Here is a 22,347-nt window from a genome sequence, read left to right as displayed (position 1 = left end):
TTGCATGCTTTCCCAACAACGTTAAGAAGGACTCCGTTCATGGCTCAAGTCACTCTCAAAGGCAACCCGGTTCAAGTCAACGGCCAACTGCCACAAGCCGGTTCCAAGGCGCCAGCCTTTTCCCTGGTAGCCGGCAATCTGTCCGACGTCACCCTGAAAGACTTCGCCGGCAAGCGCAAAGTGCTGAACATCTTCCCAAGCGTCGACACCCCGACCTGCGCCACTTCCGTGCGCAAGTTCAACGCTCAGGCCAACGAACTGGCCAACACCGTGGTGCTGTGCATCTCGGCTGACCTGCCATTCGCCCAGGCTCGCTTCTGCGGCGCCGAAGGCCTGGAAAACGTACAGAACCTGTCGACCCTGCGTGGCGCCGAATTCATTCAGAACTACGGCGTGGCCATCGCTGACGGCCCGCTGAAAGGCCTGACTGCCCGTGCGGTGGTTGTTCTGGACGAAAACGACAACGTCCTGCACAGCGAGCTGGTCAAGGAAATCGCTGAAGAGCCGAACTACGATGCAGCACTCGCCGTATTGAAATAAGCGCTTTTACAATTGTTAACGGCCTGGCCCTGTCCAGGCCGTTTTCATTTGTGTATCAGTGTTTTGGCTCACACCTTGAAACGTAAGTTGAAGGTAAATTGCCGGTAAAGCTGCTTTGCTTTACCCCCACCAGTGCTTATCGTTCAGCCTCCCGTAAAAGAAGCCCACGCGCCCAATGGTTAATCACTCCATGCAATCGTCTTCCCGAAACTCCCGTCGCTGGCTGCTGAGCCTGCTTGTCCTGCTGGTCATCGCCGGTCTGTGCTGGAAATTCTGGCCCGCCGGATCGACCCACAAGGAGGGCGGCGAGAAAGCCGCGGCCGGTCATACCGGTCGTTCGGGGATGATGCGTCCGGGCTTCGGCGGGGCGGCAGGTCCGATCCCGGTGCGCGTGGCACCGGCAGTGACCGGTGACTTCCCGCTGTACTACAAGGCCCTGGGCACCGTGACCGCGCTCAACACCATCAACGTGCGCAGCCGGGTCGGCGGCGAACTGGTGAAGATCTATTTCGAAGAAGGGCAGATGGTCAAGGCCGGCGACCTGCTGGCGGAGATCGACCCACGCCCGTACCAGAACGCCTTGCTTCAGGCTGAAGGCACCTTGCTGCAGAACCAGGCACAGCTGAAAAACGCTCAGGTCGATGTCGAGCGCTATCGTGGCCTGTATAAAGAGGACAGCATCGCCAAGCAGACCCTGGACACCGCCGAAGCACAGGTCGGCCAGTTTCTCGGCACCGTGAAGACCAATCAGGCGGCGGTCAACGACGCCAAGCTCAATCTCGAATTCACCAAGATCCGCGCACCGATTGCCGGTCGCGTCGGTCTGCGTCAGCTCGACGTTGGCAACCTGGTGGCCGCGAACGACACTACCTTCCTCGCCGTCATCACCCAGACCCAGCCTATCAGCGTGGTCTTCACGCTGCCGGAAAATACCCTGGAAACCGTACTGGCCCGCTACCACAGCGGCGCGAAGCTGCCAGCCGAAGCCTGGGACCGTGGCGACACGAAAATTCAAGCCACGGGCGTGCTGCAAAGCCTCGACAACCAGATCGACGTGACCACCGGCACCCTGAAGTTCAAGGCACGCTACGAAAACCGCGATCAGTCGCTGTTCCCCAACCAGTTCGTCAACGTCCACTTGCTGGCCGACACCCTCAAGGGCGTGGTGCTGGCACCGTCGGCCGCGATCCAGTTCGGCACCAACGGCACCTTCGTCTACGCGCTGGACGGCGACAAGAAAGTCACCATCCGCCAGTTGAAGATCGGCGCCAGCGACGGGCAGAACACCGTGATCACCGAAGGCCTGGCCGCCGGCGACCGCGTGGTGCTGGAAGGCACCGACCGCCTGAAGGAAGGCAGCGAAGTGGAAGTGGTCAACGACAGCAAGGACGTGCCGACTACCCCGACCGAACACCTGCAAGGCAAGTCCGCCGCCACCGCGCCTGACGCCGCCGTCACTGACAAGGCCAAGAAGGGCGCATGAACATTTCGCGTCTGTTCATCCTCCGCCCGGTCGCCACCACGCTGAGCATGCTGGCCATCGTGCTGGCCGGTCTGATCGCCTATCGCCTGTTGCCGGTTTCGGCCTTGCCGCAGGTCGATTACCCGACCATCCGGGTCATGACCCTGTATCCGGGCGCCAGTCCGGACGTGATGACCAGCGCCGTCACCGCGCCGCTGGAACGCCAGTTCGGGCAGATGCCGGGCCTGACGCAAATGGCTTCGACCAGTTCCGGCGGCGCCTCGGTGCTGACCCTGCGTTTCAGCCTCGACATCAACATGGACGTCGCCGAACAGCAGGTGCAGGCCGCGATCAACGCCGCGACCAACCTGCTGCCGACCGATTTGCCGGCGCCGCCGGTGTACAACAAGGTCAACCCGGCGGACACCCCGGTGCTGACCCTGGCCATCACTTCGAAAACCATGCTGCTGCCCAAGCTCAACGATCTGGTCGATACGCGCATGGCGCAGAAGATCGCCCAGATCAGCGGCGTCGGCATGGTCAGCATCGCCGGTGGCCAGCGTCAGGCGGTGCGGATCAAGGTCAACCCGGAGGCACTGGCGGCCAACGGCCTGAACCTGTCGGACGTGCGCACGCTGATCGGCGCGTCCAACGTCAACCAGCCCAAGGGTAACTTCGACGGCCCGACGCGGGTGTCGATGCTCGACGCCAACGACCAGCTGACTTCGCCCAAGGACTACGCCAACCTGATCCTGGCCTACAAGAACGGCGCGCCGCTGCGGCTCAAGGATGTCGCGCAGATCGTCGACGGCGCCGAGAACGAGCGTCTGGCGGCGTGGGCCAACCAGAATCAGGCCGTGTTGCTGAACATCCAGCGTCAGCCGGGCGCCAACGTGATCGAGGTGGTCGACCGGATCAAGGCGCTGTTGCCGAGCATCACCGACAACCTGCCGGCGGGCCTCGAAGTGACCGTGCTGACCGACCGCACCCAGACCATCCGTGCCTCGGTCACCGACGTGCAGCACGAACTGCTGATCGCCATCGCGCTGGTGGTGATGGTGACGTTCCTGTTCCTGCGTCGCGCCAGTGCCACCATCATTCCGTCCGTGGCCGTGCCGCTGTCGTTGATCGGTACGTTCGGCGTGATGTACCTGGCCGGGTTCTCGGTCAACAACCTGACACTGATGGCCCTGACCATCGCCACCGGTTTTGTGGTCGACGATGCGATCGTGATGCTGGAGAACATCGCCCGCTTTATCGAAGAAGGCGACAGCCCGATGCAGGCCGCGCTCAAGGGCGCGAAGCAGATCGGCTTCACCCTGATTTCCCTGACGTTGTCGCTGATTGCGGTACTGATTCCGCTGCTGTTCATGGCCGACGTGGTAGGGCGGCTGTTCCGCGAGTTCGCCATCACCCTGGCAGTGGCGATCCTGATTTCCCTGGTGGTCTCGCTGACCCTGACGCCGATGATGTGCGCGCGTCTGCTCAAACGTGAGCCTGAGGAACATGAGCAGGGCCGTTTCTACCGGGCCAGTGGCGCGTTCATCGACTGGATGATCGCCGCCTACGGGCGCAAGTTGCAGTGGGTGCTCAAGCACCAGCCGCTGACCCTGCTGGTGGCCATCGGCACCCTGGCGCTGACCGTGTTCCTATATATGGTGGTACCCAAAGGCTTCTTCCCGGTGCAGGACACCGGGGTGATCCAGGGTATTTCCGAAGCGCCGCAATCGATTTCCTTTGCCGCCATGGGCGAGCGCCAGCAAGCGCTGGCCAAGGTGATCCTGGAAGACCCGGCAGTGGAAAGCCTGTCGTCCTACATCGGCGTCGACGGTGACAACGCCACGCTCAACAGCGGTCGTCTGCTGATCAACCTCAAGCCTCACGGTCAGCGTGATCTGACCGCCGCCGAGGTGATCACCCGCCTGCAACCGCAACTGGACAAACTGGTGGGCATCCGCCTGTTCATGCAGCCGGTGCAGGACCTGACCATCGAAGACCGTGTCAGCCGTACCCAGTACCAGTTCAGCATGTCATCGCCGGACGCCGAACTGCTCAGCCTGTGGAGCGGACGTCTGGTCGAGGCCCTGGCCCAGCGCCCCGAACTGACCGACGTTGCCAGTGATTTGCAGGACAAGGGCCTGCAGGTGTTCCTGGTGATCGACCGTGACGCGGCTTCACGCCTCGGCGTGTCGGTGGCGAATATCACCGACGCACTTTACGACGCCTTCGGCCAGCGGCAGATCTCGACCATTTACACCCAGGCCAGCCAGTACCGCGTGGTGCTGCAGGCACAGGCCGGGGAGAAGATCGGGCCGCAGGCGCTGGATCAGATTCACGTCAAGACCACCGATGGAGGACAGGTGCGGTTGTCGAGCCTGGCCCATGTCGAGGAGCGTCAGGCGCAACTGGCGATCACCCACATCGGCCAGTTCCCGGCGGTGATGATGTCCTTCAACCTGGCCCAAGGCGTGGCGCTGGGGCATGCGGTGGACATCATCGAGCAGGTGCAGAAGGACATCGGCATGCCGATCGGCGTGCAGACCCAGTTCCAGGGTGCGGCCGAAGCGTTCCAGGCTTCGCTGTCGAGCACCTTGCTGCTGATCCTGGCGGCGGTGGTGACCATGTACATCGTGCTGGGCGTGCTCTATGAGAGCTACATCCATCCGATCACCATACTCTCGACCCTGCCGTCAGCGGCGGTCGGTGCCTTGCTGGCGCTGCTGCTCAGCGGCAATGACCTGGGCATGATCGCGATCATCGGCATCATCCTGCTGATCGGTATCGTCAAGAAGAACGCGATCATGATGATCGACTTCGCCCTCGACGCCGAGCGCAACCAGGGCATGGCGCCGGAGCAGGCGATCTATCAGGCGGCGCTGCTGCGCTTCCGGCCGATCCTGATGACTACGCTGGCCGCGCTGTTCGGTGCGGTGCCGCTGATGCTGGCCACCGGTTCCGGCGCTGAATTGCGTCAGCCGCTGGGTCTGGTGATGGTCGGTGGATTGCTGCTGAGCCAGATCCTGACGCTGTTCACCACGCCGGTGATCTACCTGTACTTCGACCGTCTCGGTCGGCGCTGGGGCCGTGCGCCTTCGGCCGTGGAGCCGGTAGAGCAGCTATGAACCTGTCCGGTCCTTTCATCAAGCGCCCGGTCGCGACCATGCTCCTGAGCCTGGCGATCATGCTGCTGGGCGGCGTGAGTTTCGGCCTGCTGCCGGTGTCGCCACTGCCGCAAATGGACTTCCCGGTGATCGTGGTCCAGGCGAGCCTGCCCGGTGCCAGTCCGGAAGTCATGGCCTCCACCGTCGCGACGCCGCTGGAGCGCTCGTTCGGCGCCATCGCCGGCGTCAACACCATGAGCAGCCGCTCCAGCCAGGGCTCGACCCGGGTCATTCTGCAATTCGACCTCGACCGCGACATCAACGGCGCGGCGCGGGAGGTGCAGGCGGCGATCAATGCTTCGCGCAACCTGCTGCCGAGCGGGATGCGCAGCATGCCGACCTACAAGAAGGTCAATCCGTCGCAGGCGCCGATCATGGTGTTGTCGCTGACTTCGGATGTGCTGGAAAAAGGCCAGCTCTACGATCTGGCCTCGACCATCCTGTCCCAGAGCCTGTCCCAAGTGCAGGGCGTCGGCGAAGTGCAGATTGGCGGCAGCTCCCTGCCGGCAGTGCGCATCGAACTCGAACCCCAGGCGCTGAACCAGTACGGCGTGGCGCTGGACGATGTGCGCAAGACCATCGCCGGCGCCAACGTGCGCCGGCCGAAGGGCTCGGTCGAGGATGACCAGCGCCTGTGGCAGATCCAGGCCAACGACCAGCTGGAGAAAGCCAAGGACTACGAATCGCTGATCATCCATTACAACGGCGGTGCAGCCCTGCGTCTGAAGGACGTGGCCAAGGTCACCGACGGCGTGGAAGACCGCTACAACAGCGGTTTCTTCAATGACGACGCGGCGGTTTTGCTGGTGATCAACCGGCAGGCCGGCGCCAACATCATCGAGACGGTCAACGAGATCAAGGCGCAGTTGCCGGCATTGCAGGCGGTGCTCCCGGCCAGTGTGAAGCTGAACCTGGCGATGGATCGCTCACCGGTGATCAAGGCCACGCTGCACGAAGCGGAGATGACCCTGCTGATCGCCGTGGCGCTGGTGATCCTGGTGGTGTTTTTGTTCCTCGGTAACTTCCGTGCTTCGCTGATCCCGACCCTGGCGGTGCCGGTGTCACTGGTTGGCACCTTTGCGGTGATGTACCTGTATGGGTTCTCGCTGAACAACCTGTCGCTGATGGCGTTGATTCTCGCCACCGGGCTGGTGGTGGACGACGCCATCGTGGTGCTGGAGAACATTTCCCGGCACATCGACGAAGGCGTCAAACCGATGAAGGCCGCGTACCTCGGGGCCAAGGAGGTCGGATTCACCTTGCTGTCGATGAACGTGTCGCTGGTGGCGGTGTTCCTGTCGATCCTGTTCATGGGCGGGATCATCGAGAGCCTGTTCCGTGAATTCTCCATCACCCTGGCCGCTGCCATCGTGGTGTCGCTGGTGGTTTCCCTGACCCTGACGCCGATGCTCTGCGCCCGCTGGCTCAAGCCGCACACGCCGGGCCAGGAAAACCGCCTGCAACGCTGGAGCCGTCGTACCAACGACTGGATGGTCGGCAAGTACGCCACCAGCCTCGACTGGGTGTTGCGTCACCGACGCCTGACGCTGTTGAGCCTGATCATCACCGTCGGCGTGAACGTCGCGCTGTACGTGGTGGTGCCGAAAACGTTCCTGCCGCAACAGGATACCGGCCAGTTGATCGGTTTCGTGCGCGGTGACGACGGTCTGTCGTTCAGCGTGATGCAGCCGAAAATGGAGACCTTCCGCCGCGCCGTGCTCAAGGACGAAGCGGTCGAGAGCGTTGCCGGGTTCATCGGTGGCAACAACGGCACCAACAACGCCTTCATGCTGGTGCGCCTGAAGCCGATCAAGGACCGCAATATTTCGGCGCAGAAAGTCATCGAGCGCCTGCGCAAGGAAATGCCCAAGGTGCCTGGCGCGCAATTGATGCTGATGGCCGACCAGGACCTGCAATTTGGCGGCGGTCGCGAGCAGACCACTTCGCAGTACAGCTACATTCTGCAGAGCGGTGATCTGGGCGCCTTGCGCGAGTGGTACCCGAAAGTGGTCACCGCGTTGCGGGCCTTGCCGGAACTGACTGCCATCGACGCCCGTGAGGGGCGCGGTGCGCAACAGGTGACGCTGATCGTCGACCGCGATCAGGCCAAGCGCCTGGGCGTGGACATGAACATGGTCACTGCCGTGCTGAACAACGCTTACAGCCAGCGGCAGATTTCGACGATCTACGACAGCCTCAACCAGTATCAGGTGGTGATGGAGGTCAATCCGAAATACGCCCAGGACCCGGTCACCCTCAATCAGGTGCAAGTAATCACGGCCGATGGTGCGCGGATTCCGCTGTCGACCATCGCCCACTACGAAAGCAGCCTGGAAGACGACCGGGTCAGCCACGAAGGCCAGTTCGCCTCCGAAAGCATTTCCTTCGACATGGCCGAGGGCGTGACGGTGGAGAAGGGCAGCGCGGCTATCGAGCGGGCGATTGCCAAGGTCGGCCTGCCGGAAGACGTGATTGCAAAAATGGCCGGCACCGCCGACGCCTTCGCGGCCACCCAGAAGAGCCAGCCGTTCATGATCCTCGGCGCGCTGCTGGCGGTGTATCTGGTGCTGGGCGTGCTGTATGAAAGCTACATTCACCCGCTGACGATTCTGTCGACACTGCCGTCGGCCGGGGTCGGCGCGCTGCTGTCGATCTATGTGCTGGGCGGCGAATTCAGCCTGATTTCGCTGCTCGGGCTGTTCCTGCTGATCGGTGTGGTGAAGAAGAACGCGATCCTGATGATCGACCTCGCGCTGCAACTGGAGCGTCATCAGGGCATGGCGCCGCTGGAGTCGATCCGCAGTGCCTGTCTGCAACGTCTGCGACCGATCCTGATGACCACGCTGGCGGCGATTCTCGGTGCCTTGCCGTTGCTGCTCAGCCGGGCCGAAGGCGCGGAAATGCGCCAGCCGCTGGGCCTGACCATCATCGGCGGGCTGATCTTCAGCCAGATCCTGACCCTTTACACCACACCTGTGGTTTACCTCTATCTCGACAAGGCCCGCCATCGCTTCAACAAATGGCGTGGCGTACGTACCGATGCCGCACTGGAAACTCCGCTATGAATGACCGTTCGCTTATCCAACTGGCCAGTGTTCGCGGCTCGCGTCTGCTGAGCCTGTCGCTGTGTGTGGCGATGCTCAGTGCGTGCGCCGTCGGCCCGGACTACCAGCGCCCGCAGACCGCCGAAGTCGCCCAATACAAAGAGGCCGAGGGCTGGCGTCAGGCCAGTCCTGCGGACTCTCTGGCCCGTGGCGCCTGGTGGGAACTGTACGGCGACCGTCAGCTCAACGAGTTGATCGAGAAACTCAACAGTTCCAACCAGACCGTCGCCCAGTCCGAGGCGCAGTACCGTCAGGCCCAGGCCCTGGTGCGCGATGCCCGTGGAGCGTTTTACCCGACGCTCGACCTGAGTCTGGGCAAGACCCGCTCCAGCCAGGGCACCGGCAGCAGCAGTTCGAGCCTGAGCAGTTCTTCCAGCGGTATTCGTGACACCTACAACGCCCAGTTGGGCGTGAGCTGGGAGGCCGATGTCTGGGGCAAGTTGCGCCGTGGCCTGGAAGCCAATGAGGCCTCCGCCCAGGCCAGCTTCGCCGATCTGGCGGCGATGCGCCTGAGCCAGCAGTCGGAGCTGGTGCAGAACTACTTGCAGTTGCGTGTGATCGATCAACAGAAGCGTTTGCTGGAGTCAACGGTGGAGGCTTACGAGCGTTCGCTGAAAATGACCCAGAACCAGTACAACGCCGGAATTTCCGGTCGTGATGCCGTGGCGCAGGCACAGACCCAGCTCAAATCCACCCAGGGCGATCTGGTGGACCTGATCTGGCAGCGGGCACAGTTCGAAAACGCCATCGCAGTCCTGACCGGCCAGCCACCGGCACAGTTCAAGCTTGCCGAAACCCAGGACATCCCGAAGCTGCCGCAGATTCCGTTGAGCTTGCCGTCGCAACTGCTGGAGCGTCGCCCGGACATTGCCTCGGCAGAACGCTCGGTCATCGCAGCGAACGCCAATATCGGTGTCGCGAAAGCGGCGTATTACCCGGATTTCAGCCTGAGCATGAGCGGCGGCTACAGCAGCAGTACTTCGCGGGATCTGATCAGCCTGCCAAACCGTTTCTGGTCGGTCGGGCCGAAAATGAGCCTGCCGCTGTTTGACGGTGGTCGCCGCTCGGCGGAAGTCGATCGCACCGAAGCGAAGTACGACGAGACCGTGGCCAAATACCGGCAGACCGTGCTCGACGGCTTCCGCGAGGTGGAAAACTACCTGGTGCAGTTGAAGGTGTACGAGGACGAGGCGGCGGTACGCCAGGAGGCGCTGGATGCGGCGCGGGATTCTCTGCGTCTGACCCAGAATCAGTACAAGGCCGGACTGATTGCCTACATCGACGTAGTGGTGGTGCAAGCCACCGCGCTGAGCAACGAGCGCACCGTGCTCAACATCCTGCAAAGTCGATTGATTGCCAGCGTGCAATTGATCGCGGCTCTGGGCGGTGGCTGGGACGGGCAACTGGAAACCAGCCAGAATCCCTGACGCTGAATTCCCACGCAAAGCGTGGGAATGATCAGTGCCGTGACTGCCGGTTTAGAGCCTTGTCGAACGATCAAACAAGCGTTTCATCGGCTTGATGGCCATTTGATTACTTTGTCAGTGCGTTCTTCTGTGCAATCAGTACAATCGGCGCATTTGGCCCCGCCGAGAACGGAAGCAGTACGGCGGGGTGGTCACGAGAATTCCCATGCTCATCGGTAGCTATTCCTTCACGCTGGTTTTCATTTCGCTGTGTGTGGCGATCCTCGCGTCTTACACCGCGCTCGACCTCACCGGGCGCATCGCCACCGCCAAGGGGCGCGCCGTGCATTTATGGACGGCCGGTGGCGCCTTTGCCATGGGGGTTGGCGTCTGGTCGATGCACTTCATCGGCATGCTGGCCTTCAAACTGCCGATCAGCCTGGGCTATGACATTCCGATCACAGCGCTGTCGCTGTTGATCGCGGTGCTGTCCTGCGGCTTTGCCTTGTGGCTGGTCAGCCAGCCGAAACTGCCGGCCTGGCAACTGGCCTTCGGTGCCTTGATCATGGGCGCCGGCATCAGCGCCATGCATTACACCGGCATGGCCGCCATGCGCATGCAGCCGGGCATCGATTACGACCCGACCCTGTTTGGCGCTTCGCTGTTGATCGCGGTTGGCGCTTCGGCGGCGGCGTTGTGGATTGCCTTCCGCCTGCGTCAGCAATCGCCTTATGTGCGCCTGTTCCGTGCCGGCGCAGCCATTGTCATGGGCATCGCGATTGTCGGCATGCACTACACCGGCATGGCGGCAGCGCGGTTTCCCGACGGCAGTTTCTGCGGTGCGGCGCTCAGCGGTCTGAACGGCAATGGCCTGGACAACCTGGTGTTGATCACCACGCTGGCGGTGCTGACCATTGCGCTGCTGACCTCGATTCTCGATGCCCGCCTCGAAGCGCGAACCGCCGATCTGGCCCATTCACTGACCGTGGCCAACCGCGAGCTCACCCAACTGGCGCTGCACGACACCCTGACCGGCCTGCCGAACCGCATGCTGCTGGACGACCGGATCAATCAGGCGATGAAAAAGGTCAACGAGCAGGGCGGTTGTTTTGCGCTGATGTTCATCGATCTGGACGGCTTCAAACCGGTCAACGACGCGTTCGGTCACCACATGGGTGATCAGTTGCTGCGTGAAGTGGCGGTGCGTCTGCGCGAAGATCTGCGCAGCCTCGACACCCTGGCGCGGATTGGTGGCGATGAATTCGTGTTGCTGGTGCGTTTGAGCGAGCCCGACGATGCGCTGGGTCTGGCGGCGCGTCAGGTCGGTTTGATCGCGCAGTCATTCCGGGTCGCCGAACATGAGCTGCAGATTTCCGCCAGCGTCGGTATCGCGGTGTATCCGGGCAACGGCCAGAACGCCCAGGAACTGCTGATGAATGCCGACGCCGCGATGTACCACGCCAAGGGTGGCGGCAAGAACGGCTACAGCTTCTTCGACGCCTCGATGAACAGCAACGCCCGCAAGCAACTGCAACTGTTGCAGGACCTGCGCGCGGCGCTTGAGCACAATCAGTTCAGCCTGCATTACCAGCCCAAGTTCCATGCCGCCGATGGTCACCCGGTCGGTGCCGAAGCGTTGCTGCGCTGGGAGCACCCGCTCCACGGCATGCTGATGCCGGACAAGTTCATCGATCTGGCCGAGAAAACCGGGCTGATCATTCCGATCGGCGAGTGGGTGCTCAACGAAGCCTGCCGGCAGATGCGCGAATGGTACGTGCTGGGCTACACCGACTGGCGCATCGCGGTGAACCTATCGGCCTTGCAGTTCTGTCACACCGGACTGGTGCGCAGCGTGGCCAAGGCCTTGGCCACGCACCACTTGCCGGCCAACAGCCTGACCCTGGAAATCACCGAAACCACCGCCATGAGCGATGCCGATGCGAGCATGACGGTGCTGCAGGAACTGTCCGACATGGGCGTCGACCTGTCCATCGACGACTTCGGCACCGGTTATTCGAGCCTGATGTACCTCAAGCGCCTGCCGGCCAACGAACTGAAGATCGATCGCGGTTTCGTCCGTGATCTGGAGCATGACAGCGACGATGCGGCCATTGTCTCGGCGATTGTCGCGCTGGGGCAGGCACTGGGCCTGCGCATTGTCGCCGAAGGCGTGGAGACCGGCGTGCAGCAGGACTTCCTGACGCAACTGGGCTGCGATTCGCTGCAAGGCTATCTGCTGGGCCATCCGATGCCGGCCGATCGCTTCCTGCAGGATATCGAGCGCGGCAAACAATTGGCGGCGAGCTGAACGGCTGACGCAGGCCATGCAAAACCCCGCAATGACGGTTATTCTTGCCCCGACTGTTACGTGTGCATTGGGGGAAGGCCAGCATGGACAAAGTCATTGTGATCACCGGCGGCGGGCGCGGAATCGGGGCCGCGACTGCGTTGTTGGCTGCCGAGCAAGGCTATCGGATCTGCATCAATTATCAGTCTGACGAACAGGCAGCCCACCACGTACTCGACCAGGTGCGTGAACGCGGCGCAACCGCCATCGCCGTACGTGCCGACGTCAGCATCGAAGACGAAGTGATCGGCCTGTTTCATCGGGTCGACACCGAGCTGGGCCGGGTCACCGCACTGGTGAACAACGCCGGCACCGTCGGGCACAAATCGCGGGTCGACGAAATGTCCGAATTCCGCATCCTCAAAATCATGAAAACCAACGTCCTGGCGCCGATCCTCTGCGCCAAGCATGCGATCCTGCGCATGTCGCCCAAACACGGCGGGCAGGGCGGCAGCATCGTCAACGTGTCTTCGGTGGCTGCGCGTCTGGGCTCGCCGAACGAGTACGTCGACTACGCGGCATCCAAGGGCGCCCTCGACACGTTCACCATCGGTCTGTCCAAGGAAGTGGCGGGCGAGGGGATCCGGGTCAACGCGGTGCGTCCGGGCTATATCTACACCGATTTCCACGCGTTGAGCGGCGATCCGGATCGGGTCAGCAAGCTGGAGTCGGCGATTCCGATGGCCCGGGGCGGGCGACCGGATGAAGTGGCGGAGGCGATTGTCTGGTTGCTGTCGGACAAGGCTTCGTATGCCACCGGGACTTTCGTTGATCTCGGTGGCGGGCGCTAAACCCCGGAGTTGCATTGCCTGAGCTGGCCCAATCGCGAGCAAGCTCGCTCCCACAGTGATTTGTGTTGGCCACTGTCTCTGTTAACGACACCGGATTTTGTGGGAGCGAGCTTGCTCGCGATGGGATCAATGCTGAGCCATCAGTCTGTCAAAACGACCGCACAATCCGCCCCAACGTCTCCATCGCCTTTTCCGAAGCCTCGGTCCACGGGCTGCCGTAATTCAAGCGAATACAATTCCTGAAGCGTTGGGTCGGCGAGAAGATCGGCCCCGGCGCAATGCTGATCCCCTGCGCCAGTGCCATCTGAAACAACTTCAACGAATCCATCTGCGGTGGCAGTTCCAGCCACAGGAAGTAGCCGCCCGCCGGTTGGCTCACGCGGGTCTGGGCCGGGAAGTAGCGGGCGATGGCCGCGAGCATCGCGCTTTGCTGTTCTTCGAGGGCGTAGCGCAGTTTGCGCAGGTGACGGTCGTAGCCACCGTGTTGCAGGTAGTCGGCAATGGCCGCCTGGGCCGGCATCGAGGCGCACAGCGAGGTCATCAGTTTGAGGCGTTCGATCTTCTGCGCGTAGCGTCCGGCAGCCACCCAGCCGATGCGGTAGCCGGGGGCCAGGCTTTTGGCGAACGAGCCGCAGTGCATCACCAGACCTTCGGTGTCGAAGGCCTTGGCCGGTTTAGGTGCCTGCTGGCCGTAATAGAGTTCTGCATAGACATCGTCTTCGATCAGCGGCACCTGATGCCGTTTCAGCAGTTCCACCAGTTCCTGTTTCTTGGTTTCTGGCATGGTCGCGCCCATCGGGTTCTGGAAGCTGGTCATGCACCAGCAGGCCTTGATCGGATGGCGCTCCAGGGTCTGGGCGAGCACGCCGAGGTCGATGCCGTCGCGCGGGTGTACGGGGATTTCCACGGCTTTGAGTTTCAGCCGTTCCAGTACTTGGAGGCTGGCGTAGAACGCCGGGGCCTCGATGGCCACCAGATCGCCGGGTTCGGTCACCGCTTGCAGGCACAGGTTCAGCGCTTCGAGGGCGCCGTTGGTGATCAGCAGTTCTTCCATCGGCAGCATCAGCCCGCCGACCATATAGCGCAGGGCGATCTGCCGGCGCAGTTGCGGGTTGCCCGGCGACATGTCGGTGACCACCATGCGCGGGTCCATCTCCCGGGCGGCACTGGCCAGCGAACGTGACAGGCGTTGCAACGGGAACAGTTCGGGGCTGGGGAATGCGGAGCCGAACGGCACGGTGCTCGGGTCCTTGATCGATTCCAGCACCGAGAACACCAGTTCACTGACGTCGACCTTGGTGGATTCGTTGACCTGGCTGCTGATCACCGGCTCCGAGAACGGGCTCGGGGCGTGGGTGTTGACGAAGTAACCGGAACGCGGCCGGGCGCGGATCAGGCCGCGACGTTCCAGCAGGTAATAGGCCTGGAACACCGTGGACGGGCTGACGCCGTAGGTCTGGCTCGCGTAGCGCACCGACGGCACCCGTTGGCCGGGGCCGAGGACGCCGGAGCGGATCAGTTCAGCGATGTCGTCGGCGAATTTTTCGTAGCGTTTCATCGGGGGCCTTGGTGCTTGTTGGATTTGTAGAGTGTCAGGGAAAAGCCCCTCACCCTAGCCCTCTCCCGGAGGGAGAGGGGACTGATCGTGGGATGCTTCAGAGTTACATCGACCTGAACGTGTTGCAGTGAATCCATAATCGACTGGTTTTTTCAGGTCACTGATTATCGAAATACACTTCGGTCGGTTCCCTCTCCCTCTGGGAGAGGGCTAGGGTGAGGGGGATCGCAATGACACTCCACGCCCCCGAAACCGCCGCCATCTTAAAGCCTCACCGATTCATCGGCGCAACAAACCGGCTTTTCGCCACGCTATAAACCTCGGGCTCATCACTGTCGGCAATCTTGAAGCTCAAGGTCTGCGAGCTGCTGGCCGGGCGTTCCGTGGTCATGGCCACCGACACCGGCACATCGACGATCTCGCCCGGGGCCAGGCTCAGTTCGGTCTTGCCTTGGAGCTGGAAGCCGTCGCCGTCCACCAGGCTCAGGTTATAGTCCTGGCGCTGCTGGGTCTTGTTGATGACTTTGAGGGTGTAGATGTTTTCGATCTGGCCCTGTCCGTTCTCGCGGAACAGGCCACGGTCCTTGGTCACGTCCAGCGACACCATTGGCCGCTCGACCAAGGCCAGGGCGAGAGCGCCGATCATCACCACCAGCACCGCGACGTAACCGATCAGCCTTGGTCGCAGCAGATGCGTCTTGCCACCCTGAAGTTCACGCTCGGAGGTGTAACGGATCAGGCCTCGCGCATAGTTCATCTTGTCCATGATCGAGTCGCAGGCGTCGATGCACGCTGCGCAGCCGATGCATTCCATTTGCAGGCCGTCGCGGATGTCGATGCCGGTCGGGCAGACCTGCACGCACAACTGGCAGTCGATGCAATCGCCGAGGCCGGCTTCGGCCGGTTTCACCTCGCGTTTGCGCGGGCCACGGTTTTCGCCTCGGGCTGCGTCGTAGGAAATCGCCAGGGTGTCCTTGTCGAACATCACGCTCTGGAACCGCGCATACGGGCACATGTGCATGCACACCGCCTCGCGCAGCCAGCCGGCGTTGATGTAGGTGGCGGCGGTGAAGAACAGCACCCAGAACAGGCTGACACCGCCGATCTGCAAGGTCAGCAGCTCTTCGGCCAGCGGGCGGATCGGGGTGAAGTAGCCGACGAAGGTCAGGCCGGTCAGCACGCTGATCGCCAGCCACAGGGTGTGCTTGGCCGCACGCCGCGCCAGTTTGTTCAGGCTCCACGGCGCCGCTTGCAGCTTGATGCGCTGGTTGCGTTCGCCCTCGGTGATCTTCTCGCACCACATGAAGATCCACGTCCACGAACTCTGCGGGCAGGTGTAACCACACCAGACCCGGCCGGCGAACACGGTGATGGCGAACAGGCCGAACGCGGCGATGATCAACAGCGCCGACAGCAAAATGAAATCCTGCGGCCAGAAGGTCGCACCAAAGATGTGGAACTTGCTTTCGGAAAGGTCCCAGAGCACCGCCTGGCGCCCGCCCCAGTTCAGCCACACGGTGCCGAAAAACAGCAGGAACAGAAACCCCGCACCGCTCATGCGCAAGGTGCGGAACAGGCCGGTGAAGCTGCGGGTGAAAATCTGGTTGTCGCTGGTGGCGTGTTTCGCCTTCATTGGGCGCGCCGGTACTTTTTTTATCTGGGGAGATGCTTCTACGGTTCGGACGGGGATTCGTTCGCTCATGGTCGTTCGCTCATCAGCCTCCATCAGGCCAGTGAACTATGAGCGCCGATCTGTTTGCATAACAGACTCAGGTATTTCAATAAAAAGCGTATCAGATGGGTTTTGCGCCCGGCCCTGCGACAACTTGAAGCAGTTGGCGGAGCGGGGCGCAGACGCCTATCCCGGACGGCTGCGCGGGATATTGACCGGGGTCAGTCAAATCACCGAATCACTGTCGGTGGCTTTCAGGTGTTTGCGCCCGTCCCTGGCACCTGCGACGGTCAGGGCATCGGCTTCGGCCTCGGTGATGTAAATGCGCCGGCCTTCGATTTCCACGGCGGACATCGATTTCTCGCTGTCGGTGATGACCGTCAGGTCGCCGCACAGGCGAATCTGTTCGCCGTTTTCGGTGGCAAAAAAACAGGTCTGGTTTTCGATGCGCACGGTCATGGGGCTGTCCTTTTTTCCAAGGGGTGTTGAAAGGTTAGGGCGCAGCCCCGGGGGATCGTTCTGTGCAACCGATTAATGGTCACCGGGCGATCAGACAATCACCGGCGGCATGGTCGACGGTGGCTCTTCCTTGGGCGGCGGTGTGGTGCCTGGCGGCTCCTGTTCCGGGATCGGCTGCGGCTCGGTTTCGGGCAGCACCGGTTTGTCGATGTTCGGATCGGGCGTTTCAGCGGGGATCGGAATCGTCATCAGATGAACCTCCGTGTGGCACATGGCGTGAGAAGTGCTTAAGTGGGTTGACCACTTCTGCGCGAAATCGATCCGATTTTGTGGCGGGGCAAATCCCTGTGAACTTTTGTCGCCGAGGTTCGCTCGGAACCTGAGAGCGTTCATGGTCGGGCACAGGTCCGGCCGTGAGTATCGAACAGGCAAACGAGCGTCCTTGGGGCGTTAAGGAGAGATGCTCAATGACTGCTGAAAAACCCTCCGAACAGAGCTACAACCCGCATATCCCGCTGTCGCAGGCGTTGCTGCTGCCGCGCATTGTCATTGAAAACACCCGGCCGACCCTCGATGGCGGGCAGTTTGCCGTCAAGGCGGTGGTCGGGCGCGAGATCGTGGTCACCAGCAAGATCTTCGCCGACGGCCACGACAAACTGGCGGTGCGCATCCGCTGGCGCGAGGAAGGCGAGGCAGTCTGGCAAAGCGAAGTCATGAGCGATCAGGGCAACAACGGCTGGGAAGGCCGGTTCCGGCCCCGGCGCATGGGCCGCTATCTGTACCTGATCGAAGCCTGGATCGATCAGTTCGCCAGTTTTCAGTACGAACTGGAGAAAAAACACCTGGCCGCCGTCCCCGTCAGCCTTGAGCTGCAAGAAGGCCGCACGATGGTGCAACAAGCGGCCGAACGCAGCGAAGGCCAACTCAGTGAGCGGCTGGCGGCGTTGCACCATGAATTGTCCGGCCTGCTCGAAACCGAGCAGGTCGCGCTGTTTCTGCACCCGCAGAGTGCGCAACTGATGGCCGAGGCCGATCACCGCCCGTATCTGAGCATCAGCGCCGAATTTCCGCTGGATGTCGAGCGTGAGCTGGCGGAGTTCGCCAGTTGGTACGAGCTGTTTCCCCGCTCGATCACCGACGATCCTGCCCGTCACGGCACCTTCAACGATGTGCACTCGCGGTTGCCGATGATTCAGGACATGGGCTTCGACGTGTTGTATTTCACGCCGATCCATCCCATAGGCCGCAGCCATCGCAAGGGCCGCAATAATTCCCTGACCGCCGGGCCGGACGATCCTGGCAGCCCTTACGCAATTGGCAGCGAGGAGGGCGGCCACGAAGCGATTCACTCGCAGCTCGGCACCCGCGAGGATTTTCGTCGACTGGTGGCGGCGGCCGCTGACCATGGGCTGGAGATCGCCCTCGATTTTGCGATTCAGTGTTCTCAGGATCATCCGTGGCTCAAGCAGCACCCAGGCTGGTTCAACTGGCGGCCGGACGGCACGATCAAATACGCGGAAAACCCGCCGAAGAAATACCAGGACATCGTCAACGTCGACTTCTATGCGCCGGAAGCGATTCCGAGCCTGTGGGTCGAACTGCGTGACATCGTCGTCGGCTGGGTCGAGGAGGGCGTGAAGATCTTCCGCGTCGACAACCCGCACACCAAACCGCTGCCGTTCTGGCAATGGCTGATTGCCGACGTACGCACTTTGCACCCCGAAGTGATCTTCCTCGCCGAGGCTTTCACCACCCCGGCGATGATGGCGCGGCTGGGCAAGGTCGGTTACACCCAGAGCTACACCTATTTCACCTGGCGCAACACCAAGGCTGAACTGGTGAGCTATTTCAGCGAACTCAACGAATCGCCCTGGCGCGAATGCTACCGGCCGAATTTCTTCGTCAACACGCCAGACATCAACCCGGCGTTCCTGCATCAATCGGGGCGCCCGGGATTTCTTATCCGTGCGGCGCTGGCGACCATGGGCTCTGGACTCTGGGGCATGTATTCGGGGTTCGAGCTGTGCGAATCGGCGCCGGTGCCGGGCAAGGAGGAATACCTCGATTCCGAGAAGTACGAGATCCGCGTCCGCGACTTCAACCAGCCCGGCAACATCATCGCCGAGATCGCCCAGCTCAATCGCATCCGCCGGCAGAACCCGGCGCTGCACAGCCATTTGGGCCTGAAAATCTACAACGCCTGGAACGACAACATTCTGTATTTCGGCAAGCGCAGCGCCGATGGCAGCAATTTCATTCTGGTGGCCGTCAGCCTCGATCCGCATCACCCGCAGGAGGCGAATTTCGAATTGCCGCTGTGGGAAATGGGCCTGCCGGACGACGCCACCACCCACGGCGAGGACCTGATGAACGGCCATCGCTGGGACTGGCACGGCAAGTACCAGTTCATGCGGATCGACCCGGCTTATCAGCCGTTCGGTATCTGGCGGATCACCGCTGCCTGACACGGGCCGACGCATTCATGCATTGAACAGGAGTTTCACATGGCGAAGAAACCCAAGGCAGCCACCTTCATCAAGGACCCGCTCTGGTACAAGGACGCGGTGATCTATCAGGTTCACGTCAAATCCTTTTTCGACTCCAACAACGACGGAATCGGCGACTTTCCCGGCCTGATCGCCAAGCTCGATTACATCGCCGAACTCGGCGTCAACACTATCTGGCTGCTGCCGTTCTACCCGTCGCCACGGCGCGATGACGGTTACGACATTGCCGAGTACCGTGGCGTACACAGCGATTACGGGACGATGGCCGACGCCAAACGCTTCATCGCCGAAGCACACAAGCGCGGTTTGCGAGTCATTACCGAGCTGGTCATCAACCACACTTCGGATCAGCACCCGTGGTTCCAAAGGGCGCGCAAGGCCAAGCCCGGTTCGGCCGCTCGCGACTTCTATGTGTGGTCGGATGACGACCAGAAATACGACGGCACGCGGATCATTTTCCTCGACACCGAAAAGTCCAACTGGACCTGGGACCCGGTGGCCGGCCAGTACTTCTGGCACCGTTTCTATTCGCACCAGCCGGACCTGAATTTCGACAACCCGCAAGTCATGAAAGCCGTGCTGTCGGTGATGCGTTATTGGCTGGACATGGGCATCGACGGCCTGCGCCTGGACGCGATTCCGTACCTGATCGAGCGCGATGGCACCAACAACGAAAACCTGCCGGAGACCCACGACGTCCTCAAGCAGATCCGTGCCGAAATCGACGCCAATTATCCGGACCGCATGCTGCTCGCCGAGGCCAATCAGTGGCCGGAAGACACCCAGTTGTACTTCGGCGACACCGACGCCGAGGGCGTCAATGGCGACGAATGCCACATGGCGTTCCACTTCCCGCTGATGCCGCGCATGTACATGGCGCTGGCCCAGGAAGATCGCTTCCCGATCACCGACATCCTGCGCCAGACCCCGGAAATCCCGGCCAATTGCCAATGGGCGATCTTCCTGCGCAACCACGATGAGCTCACGCTGGAGATGGTCACCGACAAGGAACGCGACTACCTCTGGAACTACTACGCCGCCGACCGTCGTGCGCGGATCAACCTCGGCATCCGCCGGCGTCTGGCGCCGCTGATGGAGCGCGACCGCCGGCGCATCGAGCTGCTCAACAGCCTGTTGCTGTCGATGCCCGGCACGCCGACCCTGTATTACGGCGATGAGATCGGCATGGGCGACAACATCTATCTGGGTGACCGCGACGGTGTGCGCACGCCGATGCAATGGTCTATCGACCGCAACGGCGGCTTCTCCCGGGCCGATCCGGCCAGTCTGGTGCTGCCGCCGATCATGGACCCGCAGTACGGCTTTCAGTCGGTCAACGTCGAAACCCAGGCCGGCGACCCGCATTCGCTGCTGAACTGGACTCGTCGCCTGCTGACGGTGCGCAAGCAATCCAAGGCGTTCGGTCGCGGCACCCTGAAAATGCTTTCGCCGGCCAATCGCCGCGTGCTGGCCTACACCCGCGAATACACCGGGCCGGACGGCAAGCATGAAATCATCCTCTGTGTGGCCAACGTTTCGCGAAGCGCCCAGGCCGTGGAGCTGGACCTGTCGGCCTACGTCGGCATGGTGCCGGTGGAGATGCTTGGCGGTAATGCGTTTCCGCCCATCGGCCAGCTCAATTTTCTGCTGACCCTCGCGCCTTACGGTTTCTACTGGTTCGGCCTCGCGGCGGAAAACCAGATGCCGAGCTGGCACGTCGAACCGGCGCAGAGCCTGCCGGACTTCACCACGCTGGTGCTGAAAAAACGCATGGAAGAACTGTTGGAGGCGCCGTCCCGGGCCACCCTCGAACAGGCCATCCTGCCGAACTGGTTGCAGAACCGCCGCTGGTTCGCCGGCAAGGATGCGGCCATCGAGCACGTCCGGCTGGCCTACGGCGTACGTTTCGGTGACGCGCAGCATCCGGTGCTGCTCAGCGAGATCGAAGTCAGCAGCGGCGGGCAGACCAGCCGTTATCAATTGCCGTTCGGCTTTATCTCGGAAGATCAGGTCGGGCCGGCGTTGCCGCAGCAACTGGCATTGTCCCGTGTGCGTCGGGTCCGTCAGGTCGGGCTGATTACCGATGCGTTCAGCCTTGAAGCGTTTATTCGTGCGGTTTTACAAGGCATGCAAAGTGGCACGGTGCTGGACTCCAGCGATGGCGAAATCCGTTTCGAGGCCACGCCGCAACTGGAAAGCCTGGGACTCGGTAGCGAGTCGGAAGTGCGTTATCTGTCAGCCGAGCAATCCAACAGTTCGGTGGTGATCGGCAACAGTCTGGTGCTCAAGCTGATCCGAAAAGTCGCTTCTGGCGTACACCCGGAACTGGAGATGAGCGCTTACCTGACCGCCGCCGGATTTGCCAATATCTCCCCGCTGCTGGGCTCGGTGATTCGCCGCGACGGGCAGGGTGATGACAACCTGCTGATGATTGCTCAGGGCTATTTGAGCAATCAGGGCGACGCCTGGGAATGGACGCAGAACAACCTCGAACGGGCCTTGCGTGACGAGCTGGCGGACGCCGTGTCCGAACAGTCGCAGCACTACAATGCCCTAGGCGAGCTGAAGGATTTTGCCGGAATGCTGGGGCAGCGACTGGGGGAAATGCATCAGGTGCTGGCGGCGCCCACCGACAACCCGGACTTCGCGCCACAGGTCAGCTCGGCCAAGGATGCGCAGGCCACCGGCAAGGATGTCGGCGCTCAGGTCGAACATGCGCTGAAGCTGCTCAAGCAGCATCAAAGCGATCTCGATGCGGCGGATCAGAAGCTTGTCGCTCGTCTGCTCGACCACAAGAAAACCATCCTCGCCCATGTGCAGGAACTGGCGAAGAAATCCGCCGGCGGTTTGCGCATCCGCGTCCATGGCGATCTGCATCTGGGGCAGGTGCTGGTGATCAAGGGCGATGCGTATCTGATCGACTTCGAAGGCGAACCGGCGCGGCCACTGGCCGAGCGTCGTGGCAAGCACAGCCCGTACAAGGACGTCAGCGGCGTGCTGCGTTCCTTCGATTACGCCGCGGCGATGACCATCAACGTGCACAACGTCGACAACAGTCCCGAGGCCGAAGCGGCGCGTCGGCGGGTAGCCGAGCGTTATCTGCGTGAGGCCCGCGAGGCATTTGTCGAGGCATATCAGCGAGCGGCAGCTAGTCTTGATCATGCCTGGCAGGATCCTGAAGGTGCCGACGCCGCACTGGCGTTGTTCGGTCTGGAGAAAGCGGCCTACGAAGTGGCCTATGAAGCCGAAAATCGCCCCACCTGGCTGCCCGTGCCGTTGCACGGTCTGTATGGGTTATTGACGGGGCTGGAACCCTTTTCCGATCTTGGTGGAGAGTAGT

Annotated in this window: 13 protein-coding genes; 9 read left to right on the top strand and 4 right to left on the bottom strand. The window is 62.0% G+C overall.

Annotation, left to right across the window (positions count from 1 at the left end; all coding sequences use genetic code 11):
* Positions 1-39: 39 nt before the first annotated feature.
* The 7 genes from tpx to OQ248_RS26120 all read left to right on the top strand — a co-directional run bounded on the left by tpx (position 40) and on the right by OQ248_RS26120 (position 12,811).
* The gene (gene tpx, locus OQ248_RS26150) at positions 40-540 is read left to right on the top strand and encodes a thiol peroxidase (protein WP_085731150.1); all 501 of its coding nucleotides are present in this window, start codon (positions 40-42) and stop codon (positions 538-540) included.
* 175 nt (positions 541-715) lie between these two features.
* The gene (locus OQ248_RS26145) at positions 716-2,023 is read left to right on the top strand and encodes an MdtA/MuxA family multidrug efflux RND transporter periplasmic adaptor subunit (protein ID WP_265814576.1); all 1,308 of its coding nucleotides are present in this window, start codon (positions 716-718) and stop codon (positions 2,021-2,023) included.
* Positions 2,020-5,124, top strand: coding sequence for an MdtB/MuxB family multidrug efflux RND transporter permease subunit (locus tag OQ248_RS26140; protein WP_265814575.1), 3,105 nt, complete (start codon positions 2,020-2,022; stop codon positions 5,122-5,124). Before OQ248_RS26145 ends, OQ248_RS26140 begins: the two co-directional genes overlap by 4 nt.
* Positions 5,121-8,228: an efflux RND transporter permease subunit gene (locus OQ248_RS26135; RefSeq protein ID WP_085708228.1), complete on the top strand. Its 3,108-nt coding sequence runs from the start codon at positions 5,121-5,123 to the stop codon at positions 8,226-8,228. The genes OQ248_RS26140 and OQ248_RS26135 overlap by 4 nt, the downstream gene beginning before the upstream one ends.
* Positions 8,225-9,694, top strand: coding sequence for an efflux transporter outer membrane subunit (locus OQ248_RS26130; protein WP_265814574.1), 1,470 nt, complete (start codon positions 8,225-8,227; stop codon positions 9,692-9,694). Before OQ248_RS26135 ends, OQ248_RS26130 begins: the two co-directional genes overlap by 4 nt.
* Before the next feature lie 205 nt (positions 9,695-9,899).
* Positions 9,900-11,981, top strand: coding sequence for an EAL domain-containing protein (locus OQ248_RS26125; RefSeq protein ID WP_085708226.1), 2,082 nt, complete (start codon positions 9,900-9,902; stop codon positions 11,979-11,981).
* Positions 11,982-12,064: 83 nt separating this feature from the next.
* Positions 12,065-12,811: an SDR family oxidoreductase gene (locus OQ248_RS26120; protein WP_085708225.1), complete on the top strand. Its 747-nt coding sequence runs from the start codon at positions 12,065-12,067 to the stop codon at positions 12,809-12,811.
* A 148-nt stretch (positions 12,812-12,959) separates the two neighbouring features.
* On the opposite strand, the gene mapR is transcribed toward OQ248_RS26120, so the two are convergent.
* The 4 genes from mapR to OQ248_RS26100 all read right to left on the bottom strand — a co-directional run bounded on the left by mapR (position 12,960) and on the right by OQ248_RS26100 (position 16,749).
* Entirely contained in the window at positions 12,960-14,369 is a 1,410-nt protein-coding gene (gene mapR, locus OQ248_RS26115; protein ID WP_085708224.1) for a GntR family transcriptional regulator MpaR, read from the bottom strand.
* Positions 14,370-14,640: 271 nt separating this feature from the next.
* A complete protein-coding gene (gene ccoG, locus OQ248_RS26110; protein WP_265814573.1) occupies positions 14,641-16,071 on the bottom strand; it encodes a cytochrome c oxidase accessory protein CcoG in 1,431 nt (476 codons plus the stop codon).
* A 195-nt stretch (positions 16,072-16,266) separates the two neighbouring features.
* A complete protein-coding gene (locus OQ248_RS26105; protein WP_085708222.1) occupies positions 16,267-16,500 on the bottom strand; it encodes a DUF3203 family protein in 234 nt (77 codons plus the stop codon).
* Positions 16,501-16,590: 90 nt separating this feature from the next.
* A complete protein-coding gene (locus OQ248_RS26100) occupies positions 16,591-16,749 on the bottom strand; it encodes a hypothetical protein (RefSeq protein ID WP_167443771.1) in 159 nt (52 codons plus the stop codon).
* Between the two features lie 218 nt (positions 16,750-16,967).
* On the opposite strand from OQ248_RS26100, the gene OQ248_RS26095 reads away from it, so the two are divergent.
* Positions 16,968-18,965, top strand: a complete 1,998-nt coding sequence (locus tag OQ248_RS26095; protein ID WP_265814572.1) for an alpha-1,4-glucan--maltose-1-phosphate maltosyltransferase — start codon at positions 16,968-16,970, stop codon at positions 18,963-18,965.
* A gap of 39 nt (positions 18,966-19,004) precedes the next feature.
* Complete coding sequence (treS, locus tag OQ248_RS26090; RefSeq protein ID WP_265814571.1) at positions 19,005-22,346, top strand: maltose alpha-D-glucosyltransferase; 3,342 nt, start codon at positions 19,005-19,007, stop codon at positions 22,344-22,346.
* Position 22,347 lies beyond the last annotated feature (1 nt).

This window comes from Pseudomonas sp. COW5 (assembly GCF_026240005.1).
GTDB classification, from domain to species: Bacteria; Pseudomonadota; Gammaproteobacteria; order Pseudomonadales; family Pseudomonadaceae; genus Aquipseudomonas; species Aquipseudomonas kribbensis.
Note: the sequence above shows the minus strand (reverse complement) of the source record. Positions and strands in the feature narration are given on the sequence as shown.